General features: G+C 64.5%; 20 protein-coding genes, 1 tRNA gene and 2 pseudogenes. 11 read left to right on the top strand and 12 right to left on the bottom strand.

The genetic code is table 11. The features are described from left to right. Positions 1-61: 61 nt before the first annotated feature. The 9 genes from QM789_RS01795 to QM789_RS01755 all read right to left on the bottom strand — a co-directional run bounded on the left by QM789_RS01795 (position 62) and on the right by QM789_RS01755 (position 5,150). The gene (locus QM789_RS01795) at positions 62-271 is read right to left on the bottom strand and encodes a hypothetical protein (protein ID WP_420350258.1); all 210 of its coding nucleotides are present in this window, start codon (positions 269-271) and stop codon (positions 62-64) included. After that, entirely contained in the window at positions 246-920 is a 675-nt protein-coding gene (locus tag QM789_RS01790; protein WP_420350257.1) for an ATP-binding protein, read from the bottom strand. Before QM789_RS01790 ends, QM789_RS01795 begins: the two co-directional genes overlap by 26 nt. A 103-nt stretch (positions 921-1,023) precedes the next feature. Further along, positions 1,024-1,542, bottom strand: a complete 519-nt coding sequence (locus tag QM789_RS01785) for a hypothetical protein (RefSeq protein WP_420350256.1) — start codon at positions 1,540-1,542, stop codon at positions 1,024-1,026. Continuing rightward, positions 1,542-1,934, bottom strand: a complete 393-nt coding sequence (locus QM789_RS01780; protein WP_420350255.1) for a hypothetical protein — start codon at positions 1,932-1,934, stop codon at positions 1,542-1,544. The genes QM789_RS01785 and QM789_RS01780 overlap by 1 nt, the downstream gene beginning before the upstream one ends. Continuing rightward, on the bottom strand, positions 1,934-2,272 hold the full coding sequence (locus tag QM789_RS01775) for a hypothetical protein (protein ID WP_420350254.1): 339 nt from the start codon (positions 2,270-2,272) through the stop codon (positions 1,934-1,936). The genes QM789_RS01780 and QM789_RS01775 overlap by 1 nt, the downstream gene beginning before the upstream one ends. A gap of 28 nt (positions 2,273-2,300) precedes the next feature. Further along, a complete protein-coding gene (locus QM789_RS01770; protein ID WP_420350253.1) occupies positions 2,301-2,894 on the bottom strand; it encodes a hypothetical protein in 594 nt (197 codons plus the stop codon). A gap of 112 nt (positions 2,895-3,006) precedes the next feature. Next, a complete protein-coding gene (locus QM789_RS01765) occupies positions 3,007-3,321 on the bottom strand; it encodes a hypothetical protein (protein WP_420350252.1) in 315 nt (104 codons plus the stop codon). Continuing rightward, positions 3,299-3,946, bottom strand: coding sequence for a hypothetical protein (locus QM789_RS01760; RefSeq protein WP_420350251.1), 648 nt, complete (start codon positions 3,944-3,946; stop codon positions 3,299-3,301). The genes QM789_RS01765 and QM789_RS01760 overlap by 23 nt, the downstream gene beginning before the upstream one ends. Further along, positions 3,915-5,150, bottom strand: a complete 1,236-nt coding sequence (locus tag QM789_RS01755; RefSeq protein ID WP_420350250.1) for a hypothetical protein — start codon at positions 5,148-5,150, stop codon at positions 3,915-3,917. Before QM789_RS01755 ends, QM789_RS01760 begins: the two co-directional genes overlap by 32 nt. A gap of 363 nt (positions 5,151-5,513) precedes the next feature. Here QM789_RS01755 and QM789_RS01750 point away from each other — a divergent pair, with 363 nt between their 5' ends. The 5 genes and pseudogenes from QM789_RS01750 (at position 5,514) to QM789_RS01730 (ending at position 11,908) form a co-directional block, all read left to right on the top strand. Further along, positions 5,514-5,969 carry a DUF2924 domain-containing protein gene (locus QM789_RS01750; RefSeq protein ID WP_420350249.1) on the top strand — a complete coding sequence of 152 codons (456 nt, stop codon included), beginning with the start codon at positions 5,514-5,516 and terminating at the stop codon, positions 5,967-5,969. Beyond that, positions 5,966-7,286: pseudogene (locus QM789_RS01745) on the top strand (recombinase family protein). Before QM789_RS01750 ends, QM789_RS01745 begins: the two are co-directional and overlap by 4 nt. Further along, complete coding sequence (locus QM789_RS01740; protein WP_420350248.1) at positions 7,283-7,666, top strand: hypothetical protein; 384 nt, start codon at positions 7,283-7,285, stop codon at positions 7,664-7,666. Before QM789_RS01745 ends, QM789_RS01740 begins: the two are co-directional and overlap by 4 nt. 94 nt (positions 7,667-7,760) lie before the next feature. Further along, on the top strand, positions 7,761-9,860 hold the full coding sequence (locus tag QM789_RS01735) for a DnaJ domain-containing protein (RefSeq protein ID WP_420350247.1): 2,100 nt from the start codon (positions 7,761-7,763) through the stop codon (positions 9,858-9,860). Between the two features lie 395 nt (positions 9,861-10,255). Next, positions 10,256-11,908, top strand: coding sequence for an Eco57I restriction-modification methylase domain-containing protein (locus QM789_RS01730; protein ID WP_420350246.1), 1,653 nt, complete (start codon positions 10,256-10,258; stop codon positions 11,906-11,908). Here the strand turns inward: QM789_RS01730 and QM789_RS01725 are convergent. The 3 genes and pseudogenes from QM789_RS01725 to QM789_RS01715 form a co-directional block, all read right to left on the bottom strand. Further along, positions 11,888-12,922, bottom strand: coding sequence for a hypothetical protein (locus QM789_RS01725; RefSeq protein WP_420350245.1), 1,035 nt, complete (start codon positions 12,920-12,922; stop codon positions 11,888-11,890). The two genes, QM789_RS01730 and QM789_RS01725, sit on opposite strands and share 21 nt — an antisense overlap. A 284-nt stretch (positions 12,923-13,206) precedes the next feature. Beyond that, positions 13,207-13,499: pseudogene (locus QM789_RS01720) on the bottom strand (transposase domain-containing protein); the annotation flags it as partial. Positions 13,500-13,806: 307 nt separating this feature from the next. Further along, a tRNA-Ser gene (locus QM789_RS01715) sits at positions 13,807-13,896 on the bottom strand. A gap of 248 nt (positions 13,897-14,144) precedes the next feature. Here QM789_RS01715 and QM789_RS01710 point away from each other — a divergent pair. The 6 genes from QM789_RS01710 to QM789_RS01685 all read left to right on the top strand — a co-directional run bounded on the left by QM789_RS01710 (position 14,145) and on the right by QM789_RS01685 (position 21,537). Then, positions 14,145-15,275: an IS110 family transposase gene (locus QM789_RS01710; protein WP_420350244.1), complete on the top strand. Its 1,131-nt coding sequence runs from the start codon at positions 14,145-14,147 to the stop codon at positions 15,273-15,275. Positions 15,276-16,742: 1,467 nt separating this feature from the next. Continuing rightward, the gene (locus QM789_RS01705) at positions 16,743-17,090 is read left to right on the top strand and encodes a hypothetical protein (RefSeq protein WP_420350243.1); all 348 of its coding nucleotides are present in this window, start codon (positions 16,743-16,745) and stop codon (positions 17,088-17,090) included. Between the two features lie 796 nt (positions 17,091-17,886). Next, a complete protein-coding gene (gene mraZ, locus QM789_RS01700) occupies positions 17,887-18,393 on the top strand; it encodes a division/cell wall cluster transcriptional repressor MraZ (protein WP_420350242.1) in 507 nt (168 codons plus the stop codon). Beyond that, positions 18,390-19,373 (top strand): 16S rRNA (cytosine(1402)-N(4))-methyltransferase RsmH, encoded by a 984-nt coding sequence (gene rsmH / locus QM789_RS01695; protein ID WP_420350241.1) that lies wholly within the window; start codon positions 18,390-18,392, stop codon positions 19,371-19,373. The genes mraZ and rsmH overlap by 4 nt, the downstream gene beginning before the upstream one ends. Then, on the top strand, positions 19,370-19,750 hold the full coding sequence (gene ftsL, locus QM789_RS01690; RefSeq protein ID WP_420350240.1) for a cell division protein FtsL: 381 nt from the start codon (positions 19,370-19,372) through the stop codon (positions 19,748-19,750). The genes rsmH and ftsL overlap by 4 nt, the downstream gene beginning before the upstream one ends. Continuing rightward, positions 19,747-21,537, top strand: a complete 1,791-nt coding sequence (locus tag QM789_RS01685) for a peptidoglycan D,D-transpeptidase FtsI family protein (protein ID WP_420350239.1) — start codon at positions 19,747-19,749, stop codon at positions 21,535-21,537. Before ftsL ends, QM789_RS01685 begins: the two co-directional genes overlap by 4 nt. Positions 21,538-21,541 lie beyond the last annotated feature (4 nt).

The following is a 21,541-nucleotide window of genomic DNA, read 5'->3' as shown; positions in this document are numbered from 1 at the left end:
TGGGGCCATCTGCGGCTGGGCGTCGTTCAGATCGTAGCTCATGTCAGTTTCCTTTTTGTGATCAGGAGGCGAGTTCGGGTTGGAGGGCTGTGCGGTCGTCGATCCGGGCGAGCAGTGCGCCAAGATCGGGCGGTTCGGTCATGTCGAGCCGGCCGGAGCGGTCCTTGGCCGGAAGGCCCCAGGGGTTGCCGGACTTGCAGACGAGGCGGCGCTCGGCGGCGGTCTCGTCCAGCAGCCAGCCACCTTCAGCATCGCGGGCGAAAAGCTGCATCGAGACCACCTGATCGACGATGCCGGGCAGTTCGCGGCCGGCCTTTGAGCCCTCCATCTGCGGCTGCCAGGTGACCGTGCCGAACTCCTCCGCGACCTTTTTCCAGCACGCCGACGAAGATCACGGTCTTGCCGCGCGCATGCTGGAGGTGTTTCAGCGCCTGGATCACCTCGCGCCCCAGAAGCCCGTAGGCACCGCGGACATCCGGCTTGCCGGTCCGGGCTGAAAACGCTTCGGGCTGCTGGCGGGCATAGGCCATCGCCTGCCGGGTCAGATCGGTGATCGAGTCGACGAAGACGATGCGCTTCGACGCAAGGAATGCCTCGATGCCGCTGTCGCGGTGCTGAGCCTGCAGCCAGGCGTGCCGTTCGGTGCCGTACCAGGACTGCGGATGCTGCGCCGGGTCCGGCCCGCCGATCAGCACCGCCAGATCGCGGAAATCGCTGAAGCTGCGCACCGGGATCGACGCCCCGCGCCAGTCCTGCACCGATTTCATCCCGGCTTCGAGGTCGAGGCAGACGGTTTCCTCGGCCGGCAGCGATTTCAGCAGCGTGGTCTTGCCGACGCCGGGTGGGCCGAAAATCGCCAGCGAGGTCTTGTTCTCGGCCGAGGAGAGACGCTCGTCGGCGGTGATGATGCGGAAGGCCATGGGGTTCTCCGAATGGGTTGTGAAGCTGCGCGGCGGCGGGGGTGACCGGGTGCCGAAGGGGAGCCTGCCCGGCTTTGCCGCTCGGGCGTCCCGCCGCCGCGCGTTACCGGTCTCGGGTCTCGAGCCGGAACACGGGTTTGCCGGTGGTCTCGCTGCGCGCGCTCGCGAAGCCCTCCCGCATCGCCTCGGGCCAGGCACCGAACCGACGCTCGGACACGCGATAGGCGATCTCGAGATATTCGGTCGGATCATCGCCGGACGCAGCGATGCGCGCGGCCATGGCGGCGAGCCGGTCCTGATCCCAGGACACCTTCTTCGGCAGATCGGCGATGACGGTGATGCCGTCGTCCTCGATCCGTACAGTGCCCGAGGTCTTGCCCTGCGCGGCGCGTGCGGTCGCGGCGGCTGCCTCGTAACGCTGGCCGATGCCGGCCTCCAGCCGGTCGCGTAGCCGCTTCACGCGCGCGGTCTCCGCCAATGCCGCCTCCTGCAGGGTCAGCAACATGTCCGGCGGCAGGGCGGCGATATCGCCGATGGCGAGGCCCTTGAGGTCGTCGAAGCGGGGCGCATTGCCGAGTTGCGGTCCGGCCGGAACATCGGTGGTGACGAACGGCATGGCCATCAGTGCCCCTCCCGCGTCAGCGCCGCATCCACGGCGCGGTCCGTCCCGACCGCCCCGGCTTCGCGGGCCAGACGGTGCAGTTTCTCCAGCGCCGAGGACCGCTGGATGGCCGCCGAGAGTTCGGCATTCGCGGCGACGATTGCTATCGCGATATCATCAACGCTCGCAGCCTCGAATGGCAGCGGCTCGGTGGTATTGCCGGGCCGCCACGCGGCGGGAATCACCTCCGGCAGGCATTCGAAGCTGTGGAAGGACTGGCGCAGGCGCGCGAGAGGGCCGGGAAGTTCGGTCATGACGGGATCTCCGGTCTGGGGTTCGGCCGAACTTCCGGCCAGAAGGAAGTAGAGGGACGGCGGAAGCCGATCCCCGATCCAGGCAAGCGTGGCGCGCATCAGGCGGCCTCCTCGGTGGCGATGAGTTGAGTGAACGAGATCGGCGCATTGCGCGGCTTGGTCCGCGCGATGGCGAGATAGGCGAAGCGGTCGGGGCCGACGCGGATCTGCACCAGATGGATCAATGCGGCGTCGAAGGCGCGGTAGGCGGCACTGGCCAGCGCCCCAAGGCGGCGCTCGGGTTCCGGCAGGGTCGAGATCATCGCCGTGGTGTCGATGCCGAGAAAGCCGCGATGGTATTCCAGCCGATCACCGGGCACGGCCTGGCCGATCCAGGCGCAAAACTCGATATCGGTAAGTGGCCGGGGCCGGATCGAGGTGAATGCGGTGGCGGGCATGAACATGGTCTCCTCCTTTCGCCTCTACTCACGCGGCGCGCGAACCGTCCCACCGCGCCCCGAGCCCGCGCATCGCGAGGTCGAGCCGCAGCCGGGCGATGTGGCGGTAAAGGGCGGAGCGGGAGATGCCGGTTCGGCCGACGATCTCGGCGATGGCGCAGGTGCCGAGCGCCGCGCAGAGTTCGTGGGCATCCTCGGGCAGATCGCCCAGCACACGGGCGAGGTCGTGACGAAGCTCCCCACCCTCGGTCGCGCACCGGTCCTGACCGTGCCATGCGGCCAGTCCTTCGGCTTCCGCCAGCAGGCAGCCCAGCGGCTCGATCCCGCCGGCAACGGGCGCATCGAGCGACAGTACCGTCCCGCCCTGCGCCCGCCGCCGACGGTGATGGCGCATCGTGATCCGCGAGGATTGGTTGCGCAGAACGATGTTGGCGAAGGCGCCGACGCCGCCGCGCCGGGCGTCGAAGCTGGGCAGACGGCAGATCAGATCGACCAGCAGGTCCTGGCGGAGATCGTCGAGATCGGCGGCGGGCAGGAGCAGCTTGCGATGCAGGCGGCGCGCGGCAATCGCAGCCTCGTCGATCAGCGTGGCAAGGTCGGCGGGGGTAATCGGGGGATGCATGTCGTGGAGCCTCGGAACATCATTGCTGTTGTTCCGAAACTGCCGGATGGACCGCCGACGCCGGTGTGTTTGGCGTGTGGTTGTTGTGTGCGGATTGTGTGTGCTGCGGGCGTCAGCCCTCGACCGAGACCTCTGTCGGCTCGAGGCCAAGTCGATAGCCACGTGCTCGAACCGTTGCGATCAGCGCTTTCGCCTGCGCGTCGGGCAACCCGCCGGAGACCAGTGCCTTGCGCAGGTCGCGGACGATTTCATTGGCGGGCCGGCCCGTCTGCGCCTCGATTTCCTGCTTTTTCAAGAGCGGATCGCGCTGGACGGCCTGCTCGGTCAGCAGGCGAAACAGCGCGAACATCTGCATCGGCAGATCGAGCCGGATTCCGTCGAGAGTCGCCGATTGCGCCGACCGGTCAAGAACGAGACGCGGCACCATCGCCGGCGTCGAAGCCATGTTCAAAACGAGGGGCCCCCTGCTGTCGGGCGTCGCCTGAAAAACGTCGCCAAGCTGGCGGGACTTCGATCCCTGCTTCCCGCAACCGCATGGAGACTGCGGTCGAGAACGCACGGGCGATCAGGACAAGCGGATACGGTCTGGCGGTGGCCTTGATCACCAGAATGGTGCCCGGCGCACATAGATCGTCGGGGTCGCGGCAGAGGGCGACGGCATGGCCGGAAGAGGTATTTCCCAACAGCCAGATGCCTTCGGTGATCCGGACGGTCGCGCCAGCGATATCACCGCTTGCCCCGATTTGTGCCGCCAGGCGTTCGGGATTGACGCTGAATCGCGATATGTCCTGCTCATCGAGCACCAGATCCTCGGCGGCGTCATGCGGACAGCAGGCGTGCAGTTCGCCACCGACCTGCCGGATCGGGCGGGCATCGAGGCCGCAGGTACAATGCGGGCAGACCGACCAGCTGTCTGCCTTCCACTGTTCTATCAGCACCCGCGCCCGCAGCAGGCCGTCGACCTCACGCTCTGGAAATCGGCGCAGCGCCCGGCCCGAGATCGTGACCTGCGAGCCGCCGTCACTCAGCCGCTTCCACAACCGCGCCAGCATCGCGGTCCTTCTCCAGCCCGTTGCGCGCGATCAGCGTATGAATCGCCTTCTCGAACCGGGTCCGGCGGAAGGCGAGTGTTCCAGGCGGTTTCATCTTCACGGTGACCCGCGCCGGCCGCTTCGAAGTGGTATTGAAGAACGCCCTGAAGGTAATCTCGCCGAGGCGCCAGCCCTTGCCGAATTGGACCTCACTGCCCCGGAAGTGCCGCAGGGCACCCGCCGCATCCTTCGACTCCCATGTCCGGACGTAGCGCCACTTCGCCTCCTCATCATCCCATTCGAAGTGGTCGGCGGCTGCAGCCACAATCCGCACTTCGAGGATGCGCTCGTCGTAGCGATGGTCGAAGGCGAAATCCGGGCCCGCGTCGCTGATCGGGTCCAGCGTGTAGAGGTCGCGTGCGTCCTTGCCCGAGAAGAAACCCGGGCGGCCGAGCACGTGGTTGGCAAAGATCTCGGCGAGATCGGCCTGCTGAGCCTTCACGACCCCGCCGATGAACAGCCGCGCTTCGGCCGGGGAGTAACGCAGCGTGGCGTATTTCACAGCGCGCAGCGGGATGATCCGCTCGCGATCGCCGTCCACCACCGGGGTCGCCGCGACCGGCGCGCCGTGGCTGACCACGAGGTTGATCTCGCCATCCTCCTCGTAGGGCCCGAGGCGGCAGTACTCGCCCTGAAGGTCGCGGGCGAAGAGCTTCATCGCCGCGCCCTTGAACGCCGCCGTCATTCCCTTGGTCAGATCGGCGCCGACATCGCGATCGGGACCGCGGAACTCGGCCAGCGCTGTCGGCGCGCGCAGCGCCTGAAAATCCGCCGCAGCCTCGAAGACGCGATGGTGATGCAGATAGGTGTGCAGCGCGACATGCTTCGGGTCGTGCTTCGCGGGGGCCGGATTGTCCTCGTCCGGGTCCGGATCTGGATAAAGCACCACGCCCTGCCGCCGCGCCTTGTTCAGGATGATCTGCATCCCCTCGTTGCTGCCGAGATCCGCCACCCGATGCAGATCGGCCACCAGCCCCTCATTCCAGGTGGTGATCGTCTCCTCGAAATATTTCGCGAGCGCCGCCCGGACCTCCGCGGTATCGCCGTCAAAAGCGACCGGGCTGGCCTCCTTGCCGAAATGACGGACGAACAGGGCCCGCATCAGCTCCGGATCGACGGTTTTCAGAAACTTCGGATTGACGAATTTCTTGAGATCGGAACCCACGGGAATACCTTGCAAACGACCGGCATGTTCTTATTATGTTCTAGCCGATCAAACAACCGTGAGTTGAGTCCCATCGGCGCACATTGTCGCAGTCCGCCATCGTGGGACGATCCACGAACCGGGTGAGTAGAGACAGGGCAGGTCAGCACGGAAATTGCCCTTCATGAAACGCCCCAACCCGCTCTCACCCGACCTGATGACGCCCGCAGAGCGCCGCGCCGAGTTGTGCGGTCTGCTGGCGCTCGCGCTGGTTCGGTTGCAGATGTGGGATGAAGGCGAAGTATCTGACGTAATTGGAGAACATTGCCTACACTATCCGCCCGACCAATGCCGTCATGCAACTCCAACTCACCGGAGAAATGCATGAACAAGCCCGATCCCATCCCCGCACGCCTCGCCGCGCTGAAGACCACGCCGACGCCCGAGCTGAAGCAGCAGTGGCGCGAGTTGTTCGACAGTGAGCCGCCGCCGTTCAACCGGCGCTACCTTGAATCCCGTCTGGCCTATCGCATTCAGGAACTCGCCTATGGCGGGCTGAAGCCGGAGACGATCCGGCGGCTGGAACGGCTGGGCGAGGAACTGGATGGCGGCGACCGGGCGAAGCGCGGCATCCGCGCCGACCGCGACCGCCCGATCACGGGCACGCGGCTGCTGCGCGAGTGGCAGGGCGTCGAACAGATCGTCACCGTCACCGCCGACGGGTTCGAATGGCAGGGGCGGCCGTACAAGTCGCTGTCCGCCATCGCGCGCGCCATCACCGGCACCCGCTGGAACGGCTGGGTGTTCTTCGGCCTCAGGAACCACAGGGGCCGGACATGACGAAGCCGCCAGAAAAGTCGAAGGTCGTCCGCAAGGCGCGCTGTGCTGTCTACACCCGGAAATCTTCCGAGGAAGGGTTGGAGCAGGAGTTCAACAGCCTCCACGCCCAGCGGGAGGCATGCGAAGCCTACATCGCCAGCCAGCGGTCCGAGGGCTGGGTACTGGTCCGCGATCAGTATGACGACGGTGGCATTTCGGGCGGCACGCTGGAGCGCCCCGGCCTGAAGCGGTTGCTGGAAGACATCGAGGACGGGCTGGTAGATGTTGTGGTGGTCTACAAGATCGACCGTCTAAGCCGCTCGCTCGCCGACTTCGCCAAGCTGGTCGAGGTGTTCGACCGGAACGGCGTGACCTTCGTCTCGGTGACCCAGTCTTTCAACACGACCACGTCGATGGGGCGGCTGACGCTGAACATCCTGCTGTCCTTCGCCCAGTTCGAACGCGAGGTGACGGCCGAGCGCATCCGCGACAAGGTCGCCGCCAGCCGCAAGAAGGGCATGTGGATGGGCGGGGTGCCGCCCTACGGCTACCGGGTGGAGAACAGGAAGCTGGTGGTCGACGAAACCGCCGCCGCGGATGTGCACTGGATCTTCGCCCGCTTCCTCGAGATTGGGTCCTGCACGGAACTCGCGCGCGAGGTCGGCACGCGCGGCATCCGCACGCAGCGCGGCAACCGGATCGACAAGAAGTACCTCTACCGGATGCTCAACAACCGCGCCTATATCGGCGAGGCGGTCCACAAGGGCGAGAGCTATCCCGGCGAGCACGACGCCATCATCGACGGCGAAACGTGGGGTCGCGCCCACGCCATCCTGCAGGAAAGCCCGCGCAAGCGCGCCGCCCGCACCCGCGCTGAAACACCGGCGCTGCTGAAGGGGCTGCTGTTCGGCCCCGATGGCGCAGCGTTTTCGCCGACGCACATCCGCAAGGGCGACAGGCTCTACCGCTACTATGTCAGCCAGACAGTGCTGAAGCACGGTGCCGGTTCTTGCCCCGTGGGCTGCGTGCCCGCAGGCGAGATCGAGGCCGCTGTCATCGACCAACTGCGCGCCGTGTTCCGCCAGCCAGAGATCGTGGCGGGGACGTGGAAAGCGGCGCGGATGCAGGACGGCGACATCACCGCAGTCGACGCTCGGGCCGCCCTGCAGCAACTGGATCCACTGTGGGACGAACTGTTCCCGCCGAACAGGCCCGCATCGTGACCCTGCTGGTCGAGCGCGTCGAGATCGGCACCGAGGGCCTGAACGTGCGGCTGCGCATGGACGGGCGGCCGGGCTCGCGCGCGAAATCACCACCGACATGGGAGCAGCCGCATGACGCGCGCCACGCTGATCCCCGACACCGTGACCATCCATGTCCCGTTCCGTCTCGTGAAGCGCAGCGGGCGCAAGGAGATGCAACTGCCGGAGGGCGTGCCTCAGCAGTGCAAGGCCGACAATACGCTGGTCAAGGCGCTTGCACGCGCCTTCCGCTGGAAGCGCATGCTGGACTCGGGCGAGTTCGCCACCATCGCCGAACTGGCCGAGAGGGAGGGGATCGTACCGTCCTACATGACCCGCGTCATGCGCCTGACCCTGCTTGCGCCCGCCATAGTTGAGTCGATCCTGGACGGGAAGCAGGGGCCGGAGGTTACGCTGGCGCGGGCGCTGGAGCGGTTCCCGGTGGAGTGGTGCGCACAGATAGCGTTGCGGCCCTGAGAACCCTGTAACATGGCGTTCGCAACGGTTCGGGCATTGCAGTGGCGCGGCTTTCAGAAGACCCTGAGATAAAGCAGGTATTTGGAGGCATATCATGGCCGGCATATTTCGGTGGTTGTTCGGCGGTTCCTCTGCTCGTGATACTCAGAACGCGCCGACCGTGCGAGACGAGCATCGCAGGAAGACCGCTGCCGAGCCGGAGCCTGAAATCGTCCGCGCGGCGAACCCCTCTCTGCCCGGGCCGCTTTATTTCGCGCAACTCGAACGGCTTACCTCCTCGGTTTCAGCAAGGCACTACTCGGCGGCTGCTGTTGCGGCGCGCGCAAGTCTGCCGCTGCTGCGCAACTGGCTTAACGACCCACGCGGAGATGGGCAACAGCTCGACATCCGGATTCCGGCGCTATCGCAAGGCGGAACGATGCTGGCCATCGTCGGGGACCGAGCCGGACTCTGCGAGTTGTGTAAGTTGGTTCATGACTTCAACCATCTGAAAGCTTATCGAGAAGAGGCGGAGGAGCATTTCGTCGATCTCGACCTTTTCGACCGGCTTCGGAAAGTGATCCGCAGCAAGCCGGGCGTCCTACAAGACCGGATTAAGGCCGAACTGGGCATTGGCGACGGCCGCCGCGCCAGTCGGCTCATCTCCTACCTCGAGAAGTCGGGGGAAGTCCGGCGCGCGAAGAGCGGGAAGACCTATGAACTCTACATCGCCGGCGTCGACATGCCCGAGGCTGCGGTCGCGACGATCTACAAGGAGCCAGCGAGGCCGGGGTCGCACAGGCCCGGCCGCAATACCGCGCGCCCGCACGAACTCGACCCAAAGCGTGTGAACATCGTACCCCTTCCGCCGTCACCGAATGCGTGGGAGCGATCGAGCGAATTGCCTGTCACGGAGGAAGCCTTCGCAGACCCCGACGGTGCCTGGAGCGAGATCGTCATCGAGCCGATTGCGAAATCGGACCGGCCAGATCCGGCCTTTCGAAGGCACTACAGTACGCGTGGCGGCGCATTCTCGTTCGACGACCTTGCGAAGTCGGAAGAGAGCCTGGGGGCTGCAGGAGCGGTGATGTTCAGCGACGTGCAAGGACGCTCCGGGACGCCAGCGCCCCTTCGTCGCGACGCCTACAACATCTCGGTTCACCCACAGGGCGATGGCTTTGCGCTGCGTTCGAAAAGCGGTGTACTTACGGTTTATCGTGGCGATCTCAGCATCGACTTCGAGGCCGACCTCGAGGCCGCCCCGGAAGTCGCTGCCAACCGTGAACGCCTCGGGCTGGCAGAGAGCGAGGCGCATCGCGCACTGCGCTGCATCGCCCTGACTCCGGATCGGGATCGTTACCTCTTCACACACGTCGACGAAGCGTGGTGTATCAGTCGGGACGGAGAGTGCCTATGGGGCCTCAGGATGCCGGCGAAAGAACCCACCCGCATCAAGGTGGGCGGCAAGGTGGACGGCGCAAGCTTCGGAACCGCGATCGAAATCGATCAGGCGCTCGATGTGATGGGGCTCGCAATGCCCGTTACGCCCGACGAAATCCGCAAGCGTTACCGGCAGCTAGTTCGGGAACTGCACCCCGATGTCAATCCTGGAAACGAAGAGAGGATGAAGGCCGTAAACGTCGCATCCGAGCAGCTAACTGGCCTTGATCCTGAACAGCTTGATGGAAGTGGTGGAGGTGACGACGGCTTCGAAATCGTGATCAGCTTCGGTCCCGCAGCCGAGGCGGACTGGATCTATGCCGCAGCCTTTTCCGGGACCGGGCAAACCGCTCTGCTCGGTACCTATGCCGGGCGGGTGGTTCGCGTGGATCGAAATGGCACACCGATCACGATCTACGACGTGGGCTCAATGCCGATCCGGATCGTCGAGACCGAAGCCTTTCTCTACGTGATGACGACAACCCGCCTCTACGTGCTGGATGGCAACCGCCTGATGGCGATCGAGGACTGTTCACCCAAATGCGATCTGCTTGTCATCGAAGGCATGGTTCTATTGGTCGAAGGCAAGGGCATTCGTGTCTTCACAGAAGATGGTCGGCGGTTGGGAATCGCATTGACAAAGGCCCCCATCCGGCGGGCATATGTCGATGCAGGTGACGTCGTCGTAGAGACACGGACGCAGCGCGGGAGCTTCCGCGGAATACACGCCGCCCCGAAAAGACGCAGCGATCCGGTCCAGCCAAGTCCTAGGTAATCATTGTGACGGCTAACCACGTTACGGTGAGGCATCACTCATGTAAGTTTCGGAGGCCGTAAATGCCGGGATCGAGCGAGTTGGCCACTGTAAGCGAACTGGCCGCGCACGAAGGGATCGCGCCCTCAGACATCACCCTATCCTTCACATAACGATTCTGGCGCCTGACACGGTTGAGGCGATCTTATACGGCGAACAGTGGCCAGAGGTGGCGCTAACGCGGGTGTTTGAGCCGTTGTCGGGGGCGTGGCCAGCAGGGCGAATACTCCGCTGCCCTTCGAAGTAAGGTCTAAAAAGACCGTGTATGGACTTTACGGGCAATGGACGGGAAAATCGACTGAAGGTAGATTCGGACACGAACAATAACAGAACGGGTCGAGCGGATGACAGGGGCGGTGAGGTTTGCGAAGCGGTATGGGGACGTTGGCGAGACCAAATCTGACGGGGTGACCTACACACCTCGAGCGCTTGCCGATTTCGTCGCTGACCGCATCGTCGCAACCAAACACCTGCCATCTGGCCGTGCCGTGCGCGTCCTTGATCCTGCCGTTGGGCACGGCGAATTGCTCCTCGCGCTCTTGTCCCGGCTTGACGGCCCTGTTGAGGTCCACGGCTTCGAGACTGACGCCGAAGCACTGGCCGAGGCGAGGCAGCGCATCGCGGCTGCTCATCCCGGCGCGAGGTTAAATCTCCGCCTCGGCAGCTTCCTTGACCATGTCCTTGATGACTTCACCGGGGGGCTGTTCGGCGCAGCAGAGCCTTATGACCTGATAATCGCCAACCCGCCATATGTAAGGACGCAAATCATCGGTGCCGACCGCGCGCAACAACTCGCCCAACAGTTCGGCCTGACCGGGCGCGTTGACCTCTACCACGCGTTCCTCCTCGGCATGGCAACAGTCTTGGCACCCGACGGCGCGGCAGGCTTCATTGTCTCCAACCGCTTCATGACGACAAAGGGCGGCGCATCAGTCAGGGCCGGAATGATCAGGGGGCTCAAGCTGCTCGAGGTTTATGACTTGGGTGACACCAAACTGTTTGACGTCGCTGTCCTGCCCGCAGTCATCATTGCGCGGGGAACGGGAGCAGAGCCCGCTAAGCCCTCATTCTCATCAATCTACGAGACTAGGGCAGAGCCGACGCATTCTGCCACCAACCCGCTGTCCGCCCTTGGACTGGAGGGGGTTGTGAAGCTTCCCGATGGCCGGGCCTTCCTTGTTCAACACGGGTCACTCGACAATGGCGGCGATCCGGCGGGCATCTGGCGTCTGGCATCTGATGGGGTAGAGAGCTGGCTTGCGACCGTTGACGCGAACACCTGGGGAACCTTCGGCTACATTGGCAAGATCAGGGTCGGTATCAAGACCTGTGCCGACAAGGTGTTCCTTCCCAAGCGATGGGACCGCGAGCTTGAGCTGCTCCGGCCACTGACTACGCATCACACGGCACGGCGCTTCCGACCCGAGCCACCCAACCGGCAGGTCCTATACCCTCACCACACAGTTGACGGCAGGAAGCGGGCGGTGGACTTGGCACAGTTTCCGGCCAGCCGCGCCTACCTTGAAGAGCACCGCCAGACCCTTGAGGGGCGGAGCTATGTGATCGAGGCAGGGCGGCAATGGTATGAGATCTGGGTGCCGCAGAACCCCGGAGACTGGCCCGCGCCGAAGCTCGTGTTCCGCGACATCTCCGAGCAGCCGACCTTCTGGATGGACTTGGAGGGGACGGTGGTGAACGGAGACTGCTACTGGCTGACGGGCGAGGAGGAGCTGCTGTGGCTCGCCATGGGCGTGGCTAACTCCACCTTCATCGAGCGCTTCTATGACCGCCGCTTCAACAACAAGCTCTACGCCGGGCGGCGGCGCTTCATCACGCAGTATGTCGAGCAGTTCCCGCTCCCGGACCCGGAGAGCAGTGTGGCTCGGCAGATCGTTGCGGCTTGTCGCGACCTGTATGCCGCAATTGAGGACGGGCCGCAGCCCGAGGCCGAGCATCGCGTTGATGAGTTGGTGTGGAGCGCGTTCGGGCTACCTGTAGAAGAAGTCTGACGGCAGCGGAATTTGCAGCTTCTTATTCAGGACTTTGCCCTGAAACTGAGGAAAGCGCGTGAAGAAGCTTGCACCTGTGGTCAGGTAAAAGTGCGTCAGCATAACCTCGACCCCATCGGTCTTTGCATAGAAAAGTGCGTACCGAACATCGCAGTGGCGAATCTGCGTCCCGGCGATCTGCGGCACGTCCAGCGGCTCCTCGCTAGCGGGGCGCACCAGACCCAAGTCAATGGTCGGGGAAGTCTGCAACTTGACTTCGAGGAGTTGATTCCGGACGTCCGGGAAGCGCCCGTCGTCGCGGTAGTCAGCATAGCCCAGAAGTTCGCAGACGATTCGATGAAGCGCAGCGCCACGGTTGCGCTCCTGATCCCAACCAGCATCCCGGAAAGCGCGGCCCACAGCGGGACTCAGCCGCTCGAACACTTCCGCAATGGGCAATAGCAGCCCGTGCGCCGGGTGGCCAACTGGGCTGACGTTCTCTGCAAGGTTCGCCCCAGCGCGGACATGCGGCAGGAGCGTGTCGGTGTCCTCGGTCGCAATCAATTCGTGCGAGACATCCCCAGGAATGAGCCGAGCCTGGTACTTCTGGGTGAGCGTCCCGGTAGTGTCGAGCTGCGCCAGTTCCTCACCGTTGACAACCTTCACGCGCGCAATCTGATCTGCCTCGTCAACGCGCAGGATTACATACCGACGCGACGGCGACAGTTCCTCATTCCAGACTTGCAGATTGTTCGACTTTTGGGCGTAGGTATCGAACATCTGGCCGACAAAGCGAGGTTGCGTCTTCCTGAAGCTCCGAGGCACGGGGTAGCCAAGGGCGCGGCAGACATGCTCCTTGACGACCTTTGAGCGCGTCCGAAGGGCGAGCCCGGCAAGGCTGATGCCGCGCAGCCGCGCGTCAAGGAGTGTTTCGAGCTCGGGCGTCGGGACCCATAGGTCCGGGTCGCCCATTTCAATAGGATCATAGATAGTGAGCCCGCTTGCCGCGATTGCCTGACTGTAGTTCTTGCCCATCTCGCCTCAATCCACTGTCTTTTCGTCGAGATTAGCAGCCAGGCTAGTGATCTACTAGATTCAGATTACGGGTCTCCGGGGCGGCTCAACATTGTGCCCAAGGGGGTGCCTGCACTTGTCGCGCGCGTCTCCTGTGGCCCAGGAAATCCGGCGCTCCTCAGCACCCGTGATGAACACCGGAATGGTAGCCCTGCTCGTGAAGGGCGCGGTCCCGGCATGGAGGCCATTGCAGCCAGTGTCACCGACACATGACCATCATTAACTGTAAGCGCCTTCCCGATGCCCTATGCGGCGATGCTTGAGGGCCGACCGAAGCTCCAAGGCACGAGGTCCTCAATCTGGCTCTGCGGATGGCCATCGAGGATCGCGCGCAGGGTTCTGGCGATGTAGTCGATGGGGTTCACATCGCTCATTTTGCAGGTGGCGATCAGGGAGGCGAGCATTGCCCAGTGGAGCCCCCAACCTCGTGACCGGCGAAGAGGGCGTTCTTCCGTGTCAGCGCGATCGGACGGATCCGGTTCTCGACCGGGTTGGTGTCGAGCTTGAGCCGGCCGTCCTCGAGGAAGGGGGTGAGCCCGGGGCGGAAGGCGGCGACGATCGGGGCGGCAAGGTGGGCGGAGAAATTGGATTTATGGCCCGTTCAATCGAACGCCACTGGCATCGAAGTGCTCAGCCAAGGCCGAACAAAACAGCGCCACTTCAGTTTGTTACAAGCTATTCACCAAATCAGCGCAGTCATGAGGTCCAGAGAATATCGGCCCGGAGAGACCGCTTCCAGCCCTCCTGGCACCGGGGCCAGTGCTCAGCCCCACCCGCATAACCCTCGAAAACAACGGAAAAATCCGGCCTCAGCCGGATCGGGAGAACGCTTTCGCAGGGGCGAGTGGCGGACGGGATGGGATTCGAACCCACGAGACGGTTCCCCGCCTACACACTTTCCAGGCGTGCGCCTTCGACCACTCGGCCACCCGTCCGGCGCTGTTTATTTATCATGCGTGCGGCGTTGGCAAGTCCTGAACGGAGGCGTCCGCACGAATCTGGGTCCTGCGCCGGGAGGGGCTTCCGCGGGGGGGGCGAGGGGCGGGGGTATGCTGATGAAAGACCTAGACCCCATGATCGCGTTGTGAGCTGACTGGGCCGGTGGCCTCTCCCGCGGCATTCTCCGTTCGAGGGTTGCGCCGGACGGGCCGGTGCCGAGCCTCAGGAATGGGGGAGAGACCACATGCAGGATAGCACGTTCATTGGGTTGGATGTCCACAAGGCAACGATATCTGTTGCGGTTGCGCAAGGCGAACGTGGCGGCGAGGTCCGCCACTGGGGGACGGTGCCGCACCGTCCCGATCATGTCCGCAAACTGGTCGAGAAGCTTTCGGCCAGTGGGGCACGGCTGCATCTCTGCTATGAAGCGGGTCCCTGCGGCTATGACCTCTACCGCCAGCTTGTCGAGATGGGGCACGACTGCATCGTGGTGGCGCCATCGCTGATCTCGGTGAAGACGGGCGACAGGGTGAAGACCGACCGCCGCGATGCTGTGATGCTGGCAAAGCTGCACCGGGTCGGCGAACTGACTGCGGTCTGGGTTCCGGATGCCGCGCATGAGGCGATGCGCGATCTGGTCCGGGCGCGGGCTACGGCGATGCGCGTGACGGGCAAGGCCCGCCAACACTTGCAGGGCTTTCTGCTGCGCCACGGCCGGATCCATCCCGGCAAGAAGGGCTGGACGGGTGCCTACCGGCGCTGGCTGGCGATGGTGCGGTTCACGCATCCGGCGCAACAGATCGTCCTTCAGGACTACATTGATGCCGTCGCCGATGCCGAGGCGCGGGTCGAGCGTCTGACAGGGCAGATCGCGGATCTTCTGCCAACCTGGAGCCTCGCCCCGGTCGTGGACGCGGTTCAGGCGATGCGCGGCGTCGGGTTCATCGTCGCGGTGACGGTGGTGGCCGAGGTCGGGGACTTCCAGCGCTTCGACAATCCACGGCAACTGATGGCCTATCTGGGGCTGACCCCATCGGAACATTCCAGCGGCGCCAGCGTGCGGCGGGGCGGCATCACCAAGGCGGGCAGTGGCCTTGCTCGCCGCGCTTTGATCGAAGGCGCATGGAGCTACCGGATGCAGGCCCGTGTCAGCCCGAAGCTCTACGCTCGTCTGGAGGCACTGCCCAAAAGCGCGCGTGATATCGCCCGGAAAGGCCAACTCAGGATGTGCCAGCGTTACCGCCATCTGGTTGCGGCCGGAAAGGCAAAGGTGGTGGTCATCACGGCGATCGCCCGCGAAATGGTCGGCTTCCTCTGGGCCATCGCAAAGGCAGTGGCCGTCCCTCCCGGGAACACAGAGGTCCGCGAAGGCTAAGAGACAGAACGCACCCGCATCAGGCTGATGCGCATGGTTGGGGGCGGAACACGGTGGGGAACCCTCGTCGCCTGTTATGGGCCGGCTACGCCGATGCCCGATCCTTAGAGCGATGCAGCCCAGGACGAAACCACGGTCATGCGGTAGCCAACCCGCGCATGAGAGCTTGCTCAACCGTCGTCTCTGTTCCGTCTCCTGCCCTGCGCATCTACACCAAACCACGCCCGGCCCCGCCAGGGTATTTGCTATGGAACAAGGGCTTGACAGCGGTCATGAGAGCAGGCTGCTGAAAAAGTCTTCTGGGCCTGCTTCATGCGGAACGATTTCCCGGATCAGACATCGGAACGCCGCCATGTCGCAAGAAACATTCCACCCGAGGAAGGATATTCCTCTAGGGACGATGGGTAGGCTGCCGTCCAAGACTTTTTCAGCGGCCTGCTCTCATGATCGCAGTCAACCCTTTGTTTCATAACCGGTATACCGGCAAGACCGGGCGCTGCTTGATGTGGGTGCGCAGGGTCGGAGACGGAACCGGAATGACAGTTGAGCAGGCTCTCATGTGCGGGTTGGATGACCCCCATGACCGTGGTTTCGTCCCGAGGCTGCCTCGCGCCAAGGATCGGGCGTCGAAGGTGTCACCCAGAACAGGCGACGAGGGTTCCCGCCGCGTTCCGCCCCCAACCCTGCGCATCGGGCTGATCGGGCCAGGATCGTTCTTCTTGGGTCGGCGCTGTGAGCCCTCGCGCCGGTGGCGCCGTCACTGCTCTGGCGATCGCCCGGATGAATCCGACCATCTCGCGGGCGATGGCCGTGATGACCACCACCTTCGCCTTCCCGACTGCGGCCAGATGGCGGTGGCGCTGGCACATCCTGAGATGTCCTTTCCAGGCGATGGCGCGGACAGCCTGCGGCAACGCTTCCAATCGGGCAAGGAGATTTGGGCTCACGCGAGCCTGCATGCGATAGGTCCAGGTGCCTTCAATCAGCACGCGCCGGGCAAAACCGCTGCCCGCCTTGGTAATTCCGCCCCGCCGGACGCTGGTGCAGCGGTAATCCCCCGTTTTTACGGGGGATTGGACGTGGAATTTACGCGGCCATTCTCAGTTTCTGGGCGGGTGTCGCCACGATACTGTCGTGCCTCATCTCGACATGCTGGGGGTGCAGGCGATATCCGCGGGGATCCTCACTCATGGCAAAAATGCAGCTGCGCCCCCAAAGCCTCCAGCTTCTCAACCAGTTTGCGGGTCTGATCCGGACGGAGCGGCACCATCCCCCAGTGGCAGACCCCGCCACCCCGTTCGCCCTGCGCGATCTCGGTTGGACCTACCCGGAAAATATGGAGAGCACGAACTGAGGAACCAGAAGGTGTTCTAGGAGAAACGGTGACAGACCGACGCCCGAGTTTCGGTGTGAAGCGGTGCGGCTGGCCTTGACCAGCGGCTGGACGCGGAGGATCCGGGTGTTGGCTTGTCGACATTGATGCGATGGCTGAGCCAGGAGTGCGATGCTGGTGCGGCACCTGTCGATCTGCATGCCGAGCTGAAGCATCTGCGGCGGGACAATGCGGCCCTGCAACAGGAACGCGACATCCTGAAAAAGCCACGGCCTTCTTCGCGAGGGGCGAAACTCGGTGAGTTTGCCTTCATTGATGCAGAGAAGGCCAGCTTCCCGATCTGCCGGATGTGTCATGTTCTGGGTGTCAGCCAGAGCGGCTTTTTCGTCTGGCGGGAACGGCCTGCCTGTCGCCGCCAGCGGCAGGACTTGGTTTGTCTGGCGCATATCCGTACGACCGTCGCGCTATCGCATGACGCCTAATGGCCGTCCGCGCTTGCACCGCGATCTCGTCGATGAGGGCTATGAGTTCGGGCGGCATCGCACGGCACGCCTGATGCACGAGCGGCATCCGCTCCATTGGGCGCAAGCCGGGCACGATCTCGTGCGCTTGGCAGTCCGGGCGCCGCGTGACGGTGGAGGTGCCTGCAAGGCGCTCCGCATGGCGATGAGCCGTTCGCCCTTGCTGGCAGCGGAAGCCATTGGCCATGCCGGGACTCGGGTGGGGAGGTGTCTCGAATCACGGGCGTGTGACGGTGTGTGATTCGAGAGGCAAATTCCCTTGATTGTGGATTCAGGGCAACGCTGCCGAGTCGCACTGGGATTTTCCGGGAATGGCTGGGCGGAATTCCGAACACCCATATCTTGTGTTTACACATTGGTAATAACCCAAACTGTGTGACTTATCCACAGAGTTTCCCACAAGCCCTTGTTCCGTTAACCCTTCTTAATCAAGATCTGCGGGCTCGGTGGGGGATGTTTGCCCGCTTTTTCCCTTGCTTTCCCATGTCCTCCCATGGCATCCCTTCGTCATCGGGAAGACGGGAAGGGGGCATCAAGACCCCACGGCGAAAAGAGCAGCTTCATACAGGCACCCGCTTCACGAAGAACGAGATCCGGCGCGTGACGAGCAGTCATCCCCCAGGTGGCGTGCGCAGTCGGACACCCAGTGATGGGACGAGGGCGGCGGATCGGGCAGTGGCAGCAGCCCGATCCGCCGTTTTCCTTTGAGGGGCCCCGGCAACGGGACACCGGGGGACGGGACAGAGGAGCGCCAGTCTTGGCACGGCGGTTCAGAGGTTCGGAGACGTTCAAGGTGGACGCGAAGGGTCGCGTTTCCATCCCCGCCTCCTTCCGCCGCGTGATCGAGGCCGGTGATCCCGACTGGCAGCCCGGCCAGCGCCCGAACATCCTTATCGTCTATGGCGGGGCAGAGCGGAAATACCTCGAAGTCTTTACCATGGAAGCCGTCTACGAAATCGACGAACAGATTGACGCGATGCAGCGCGGCACGCCGGAGCGGGCGGATATCGAGGAACTGATGTATGCGCAGTCGCATCAGACCGATATTGACGCGGATGGCCGTCTGGTCCTGCCGCAGAAGCTGCGCGAGAAGATCGGCCTGACGACGGAGGCCTATTTCGCCTCGGCCGGTACGTCGTTCAAGATCTGGGATCCCGAGACCTATGCCGCCGATCAGGCGGCGATCGCCGCCGAGCGCGCCGCAACCCGGCCCGAGCGCTATGACCCATTGATCCATCTGCCGCCGAAGGGGCCAGCGGCATGAGCGACGCCCCGCATATTCCCGTTCTGCTGCGGCCGCTCCTCCAGGCGGTCGCGCCTGTCTCTGGGGTCTGGCTTGACGGCACCTTCGGGGCAGGGGGCTACAGCCGGGGCCTGCTGGAAGCGGGCGCGGCGAAGGTGATCGGCGTCGACCGCGATCCGATGGTGTTCGACATGGCCGCCGCCTGGCGCGCGCCCTATGGCGAGCGGCTGGAACTGGTCGAGGGCACGTTCTCCGATCTCGACACGCTGGCGGGCGCGCTGCTCGACGGGGTGGTGCTGGATCTAGGCGTGTCGTCGATGCAGCTCGATCAGGCGGAACGCGGGTTTTCCTTCATGAAGGACGGCCCGCTCGATATGCGGATGTCGCAGTCGGGCGACAGCGCGGCCGATATCGTCAACACCGCAGACGAAGCCACGATCGCCGATATTCTCTATCATTACGGCGAGGAACGCGCCTCGCGCCGGATCGCGCGTGCGATCACCGAGGCGCGAAAGACCGCGCCCTTCGAGACCACCCGCCAGTTGGTGGCCGCCATCGAACGCTGCCTGCCGCGTCCGAAACCCGGGCAGAGCCACCCCGCCACCCGCAGCTTTCAGGCGCTGCGCATCGCGGTGAACGACGAATTCGGCCAGTTGATCGAAGGGCTGGAGGCGGCGGAGCGCGCGCTGAAACCCGGCGGGCTGCTGGCGGTCGTCACCTTCCACTCGCTGGAGGATCGCGTGGTGAAGCGCTTCTTCCTCGAACGTTCCGGGCGGGCCGCGGGCGGGTCGCGCTATGCCCCCGCGCAGGCGGCGCAGGCCCCGGCGTTCGACCTGCTGACCCGCAAGCCCGTCGGCCCCGACGACCGCGAACTGGCGGAAAATCCCCGGTCGCGCTCCGCACTGTTGCGGGTTGCGCGGCGAACCGATACCCCTGCGGGCCACGCCGACCGTTCGGCGCTTGGCCTGCCGACTCTTCCCAGCACCGGACGCAGCCGATGAGAATGATCCTGTATCTTGCCACCGCACTTTGTGTCATGGGCCTCGCCTTCTGGGCCTATCATGTGAATTATGCGACGCAGGGGCGGCAGACGGACCTGCGCAACCTGAAGAACGAGATCGCATCGTTGCAGGAGGGGCTGGGCGTGCTGCGCGCCGAATGGGCCTATCTGAACCGACCGGACCGGCTGCGCGAACTGGTCAACCTGAACTTCGGCCAACTGGGGCTGCTGCCCTTTGCGCCCGAACAGTTCGGGTCCGCCGCGCAGGTCGCCTATCCGGCGCCGCCCGAACCCGAAGCCCCCCTGACCGGCAGCCTGAAGGCCCCGCCGAAGCGGCCGAGCGTGATCCCCGTCGCGCATGTGGAGGATGTGGAATGATCCGCACGCCGCTGCGTCCGCTGGCCCGTATCCTCTCTGCCCGCGCCAAGGGCGAAAACCCCGACGCGATCGAGCGCGAGAACATCCGCATCCGGGGCGAAGCCATCCGCGAACGCGCGCGCGCGACGGCGGAGGGGCGGCTGTTCGTCATGGGGCTGCTGTTCGTGACGGCTTTCCTGACGGTGGGGCTGCGGATGGGGACGCTTGCGGCGACGCAGCCGCAGGAGCCCGAGGGCCGGAGCAATGCCCCCGCGATTCTCGCGCAACGCGCCGATATCGTGGACCGCGAAGGTCGGGTGCTGGCGACGAACCTCGTCACCCATGCGCTTTACGCGCAGCCGCCGATGATGATCGACCCGAAGGGCGTGGCCGACAAGCTGGTGAAGATCTTCCCCGATCTGGACCATGACCGGCTGATCAAGGATTTCACCACCGGGCGCAAATTCGTCTGGATCAAGAAGAAGATCAGCCCCGAGCAGTTGCAGGCGGTGCATGACATCGGCGACCCCGGCCTGCTGTTCGGCCCGCGCGAGATGCGGCTTTACCCCAACGGCGCGATCGCGGCCCATGTGCTGGGCGGTGCGCGCTTTGGGCAGGAGGGCGTGAATTCGGCCGAGGTGATCGGCACCGCAGGCGTCGAAAAGGCGTTCGACGGCTGGCTGCGTGATCCGGCCAACAACGGCGCGCCGCTGAAACTGTCGCTCGACCTGACGATCCAGTCGGCGGTGGAGGAAATCCTTGCGGGCGGCATGAAGCTGATGCAGGCCAAGGGCGCCACCGCGATCATCATGGACGTGCACACCGGCGAAATCGTGTCGATGGCCTCGCTGCCGGATTTCGACCCGAACAACCGTCCGCGCCCGCTGACGAAGGGCGATCCGTCCGACAGCCCGCTGTTCAACCGCGCGGTGCAGGGGGTCTATGAACTCGGCTCGACCTTCAAGATCTTTGCCGTGGCACAGGCGCTGGAGCTCGGGCTGGTGGCGCCGACGACGCCGATCGACACCACGCCGCTGGTCTGGGGCCGGTTCCGGATCCGCGACATGCACAACAACGGCAAGGTGAATTCGGTCACCGATGTGATCGTCAAATCCTCGAACCCGGGCACTGCGCGGATCGTGCAGATGATCGGTCCGCAGCGGCAGAAGGAGTTCCTGAACAAGCTCGGCTTCCTCGCGCCGACTGCGGTCGAACTGACCGAGGCGCCGACGGGCCGCCCGATCCTGCCCGCGAAATGGTCGGAGATTTCGTCGCTGACGATCGGCTACGGCCACGGGCTTTCGGCCTCGCCGCTGCATCTGGCGGCGGCCTATGCGACGGTCGCGAATGGCGGGCGCAAGGTGACGCCGACGCTCGTGCATGACACCAATCACCATCCGGGCGAACAGGTGATGTCGGAAACCGTCGCGAAGCGCGCGGTGGCGATGATGCGCGCGGTCGTCACCCGGGGGACCGCCTCCTTTGCCGATGTGAAGGGCTATCAGGTCGCGGGCAAGACCGGCACCGCCGACAAGGTGAAACCCACCGGCGGTTATTACGACAACAAGGTGATGGCGACCTTTGCCGGTGCCTTCCCGGCGAGCGATCCGAAATATGTGCTGGTGCTGAGCCTCGACGAACCCTCGACCTTCGTCGCGGGCGAGGACCGCCGCACGGCGGGCTGGACCGCCGTTCCGGTGGCGGCCGAGGTGATCCGCCGGGTCGCGCCGCTTCTGGGCCTGCGCCCGGATCCGACACCGATGGAAAGCCTGTCCGGGATTCAGCTCGTGTCGGCGAAAAAGAACTGATGAT

Origin of the sequence: Paenirhodobacter sp., assembly GCF_047600745.1 — a bacterium.
Lineage (GTDB): Bacteria > Pseudomonadota > Alphaproteobacteria > Rhodobacterales > Rhodobacteraceae > Rhodobacter.
The sequence above is the reverse complement of the archived record's forward strand: the minus strand, read 5'-3'. Positions and strand labels throughout refer to the sequence as shown.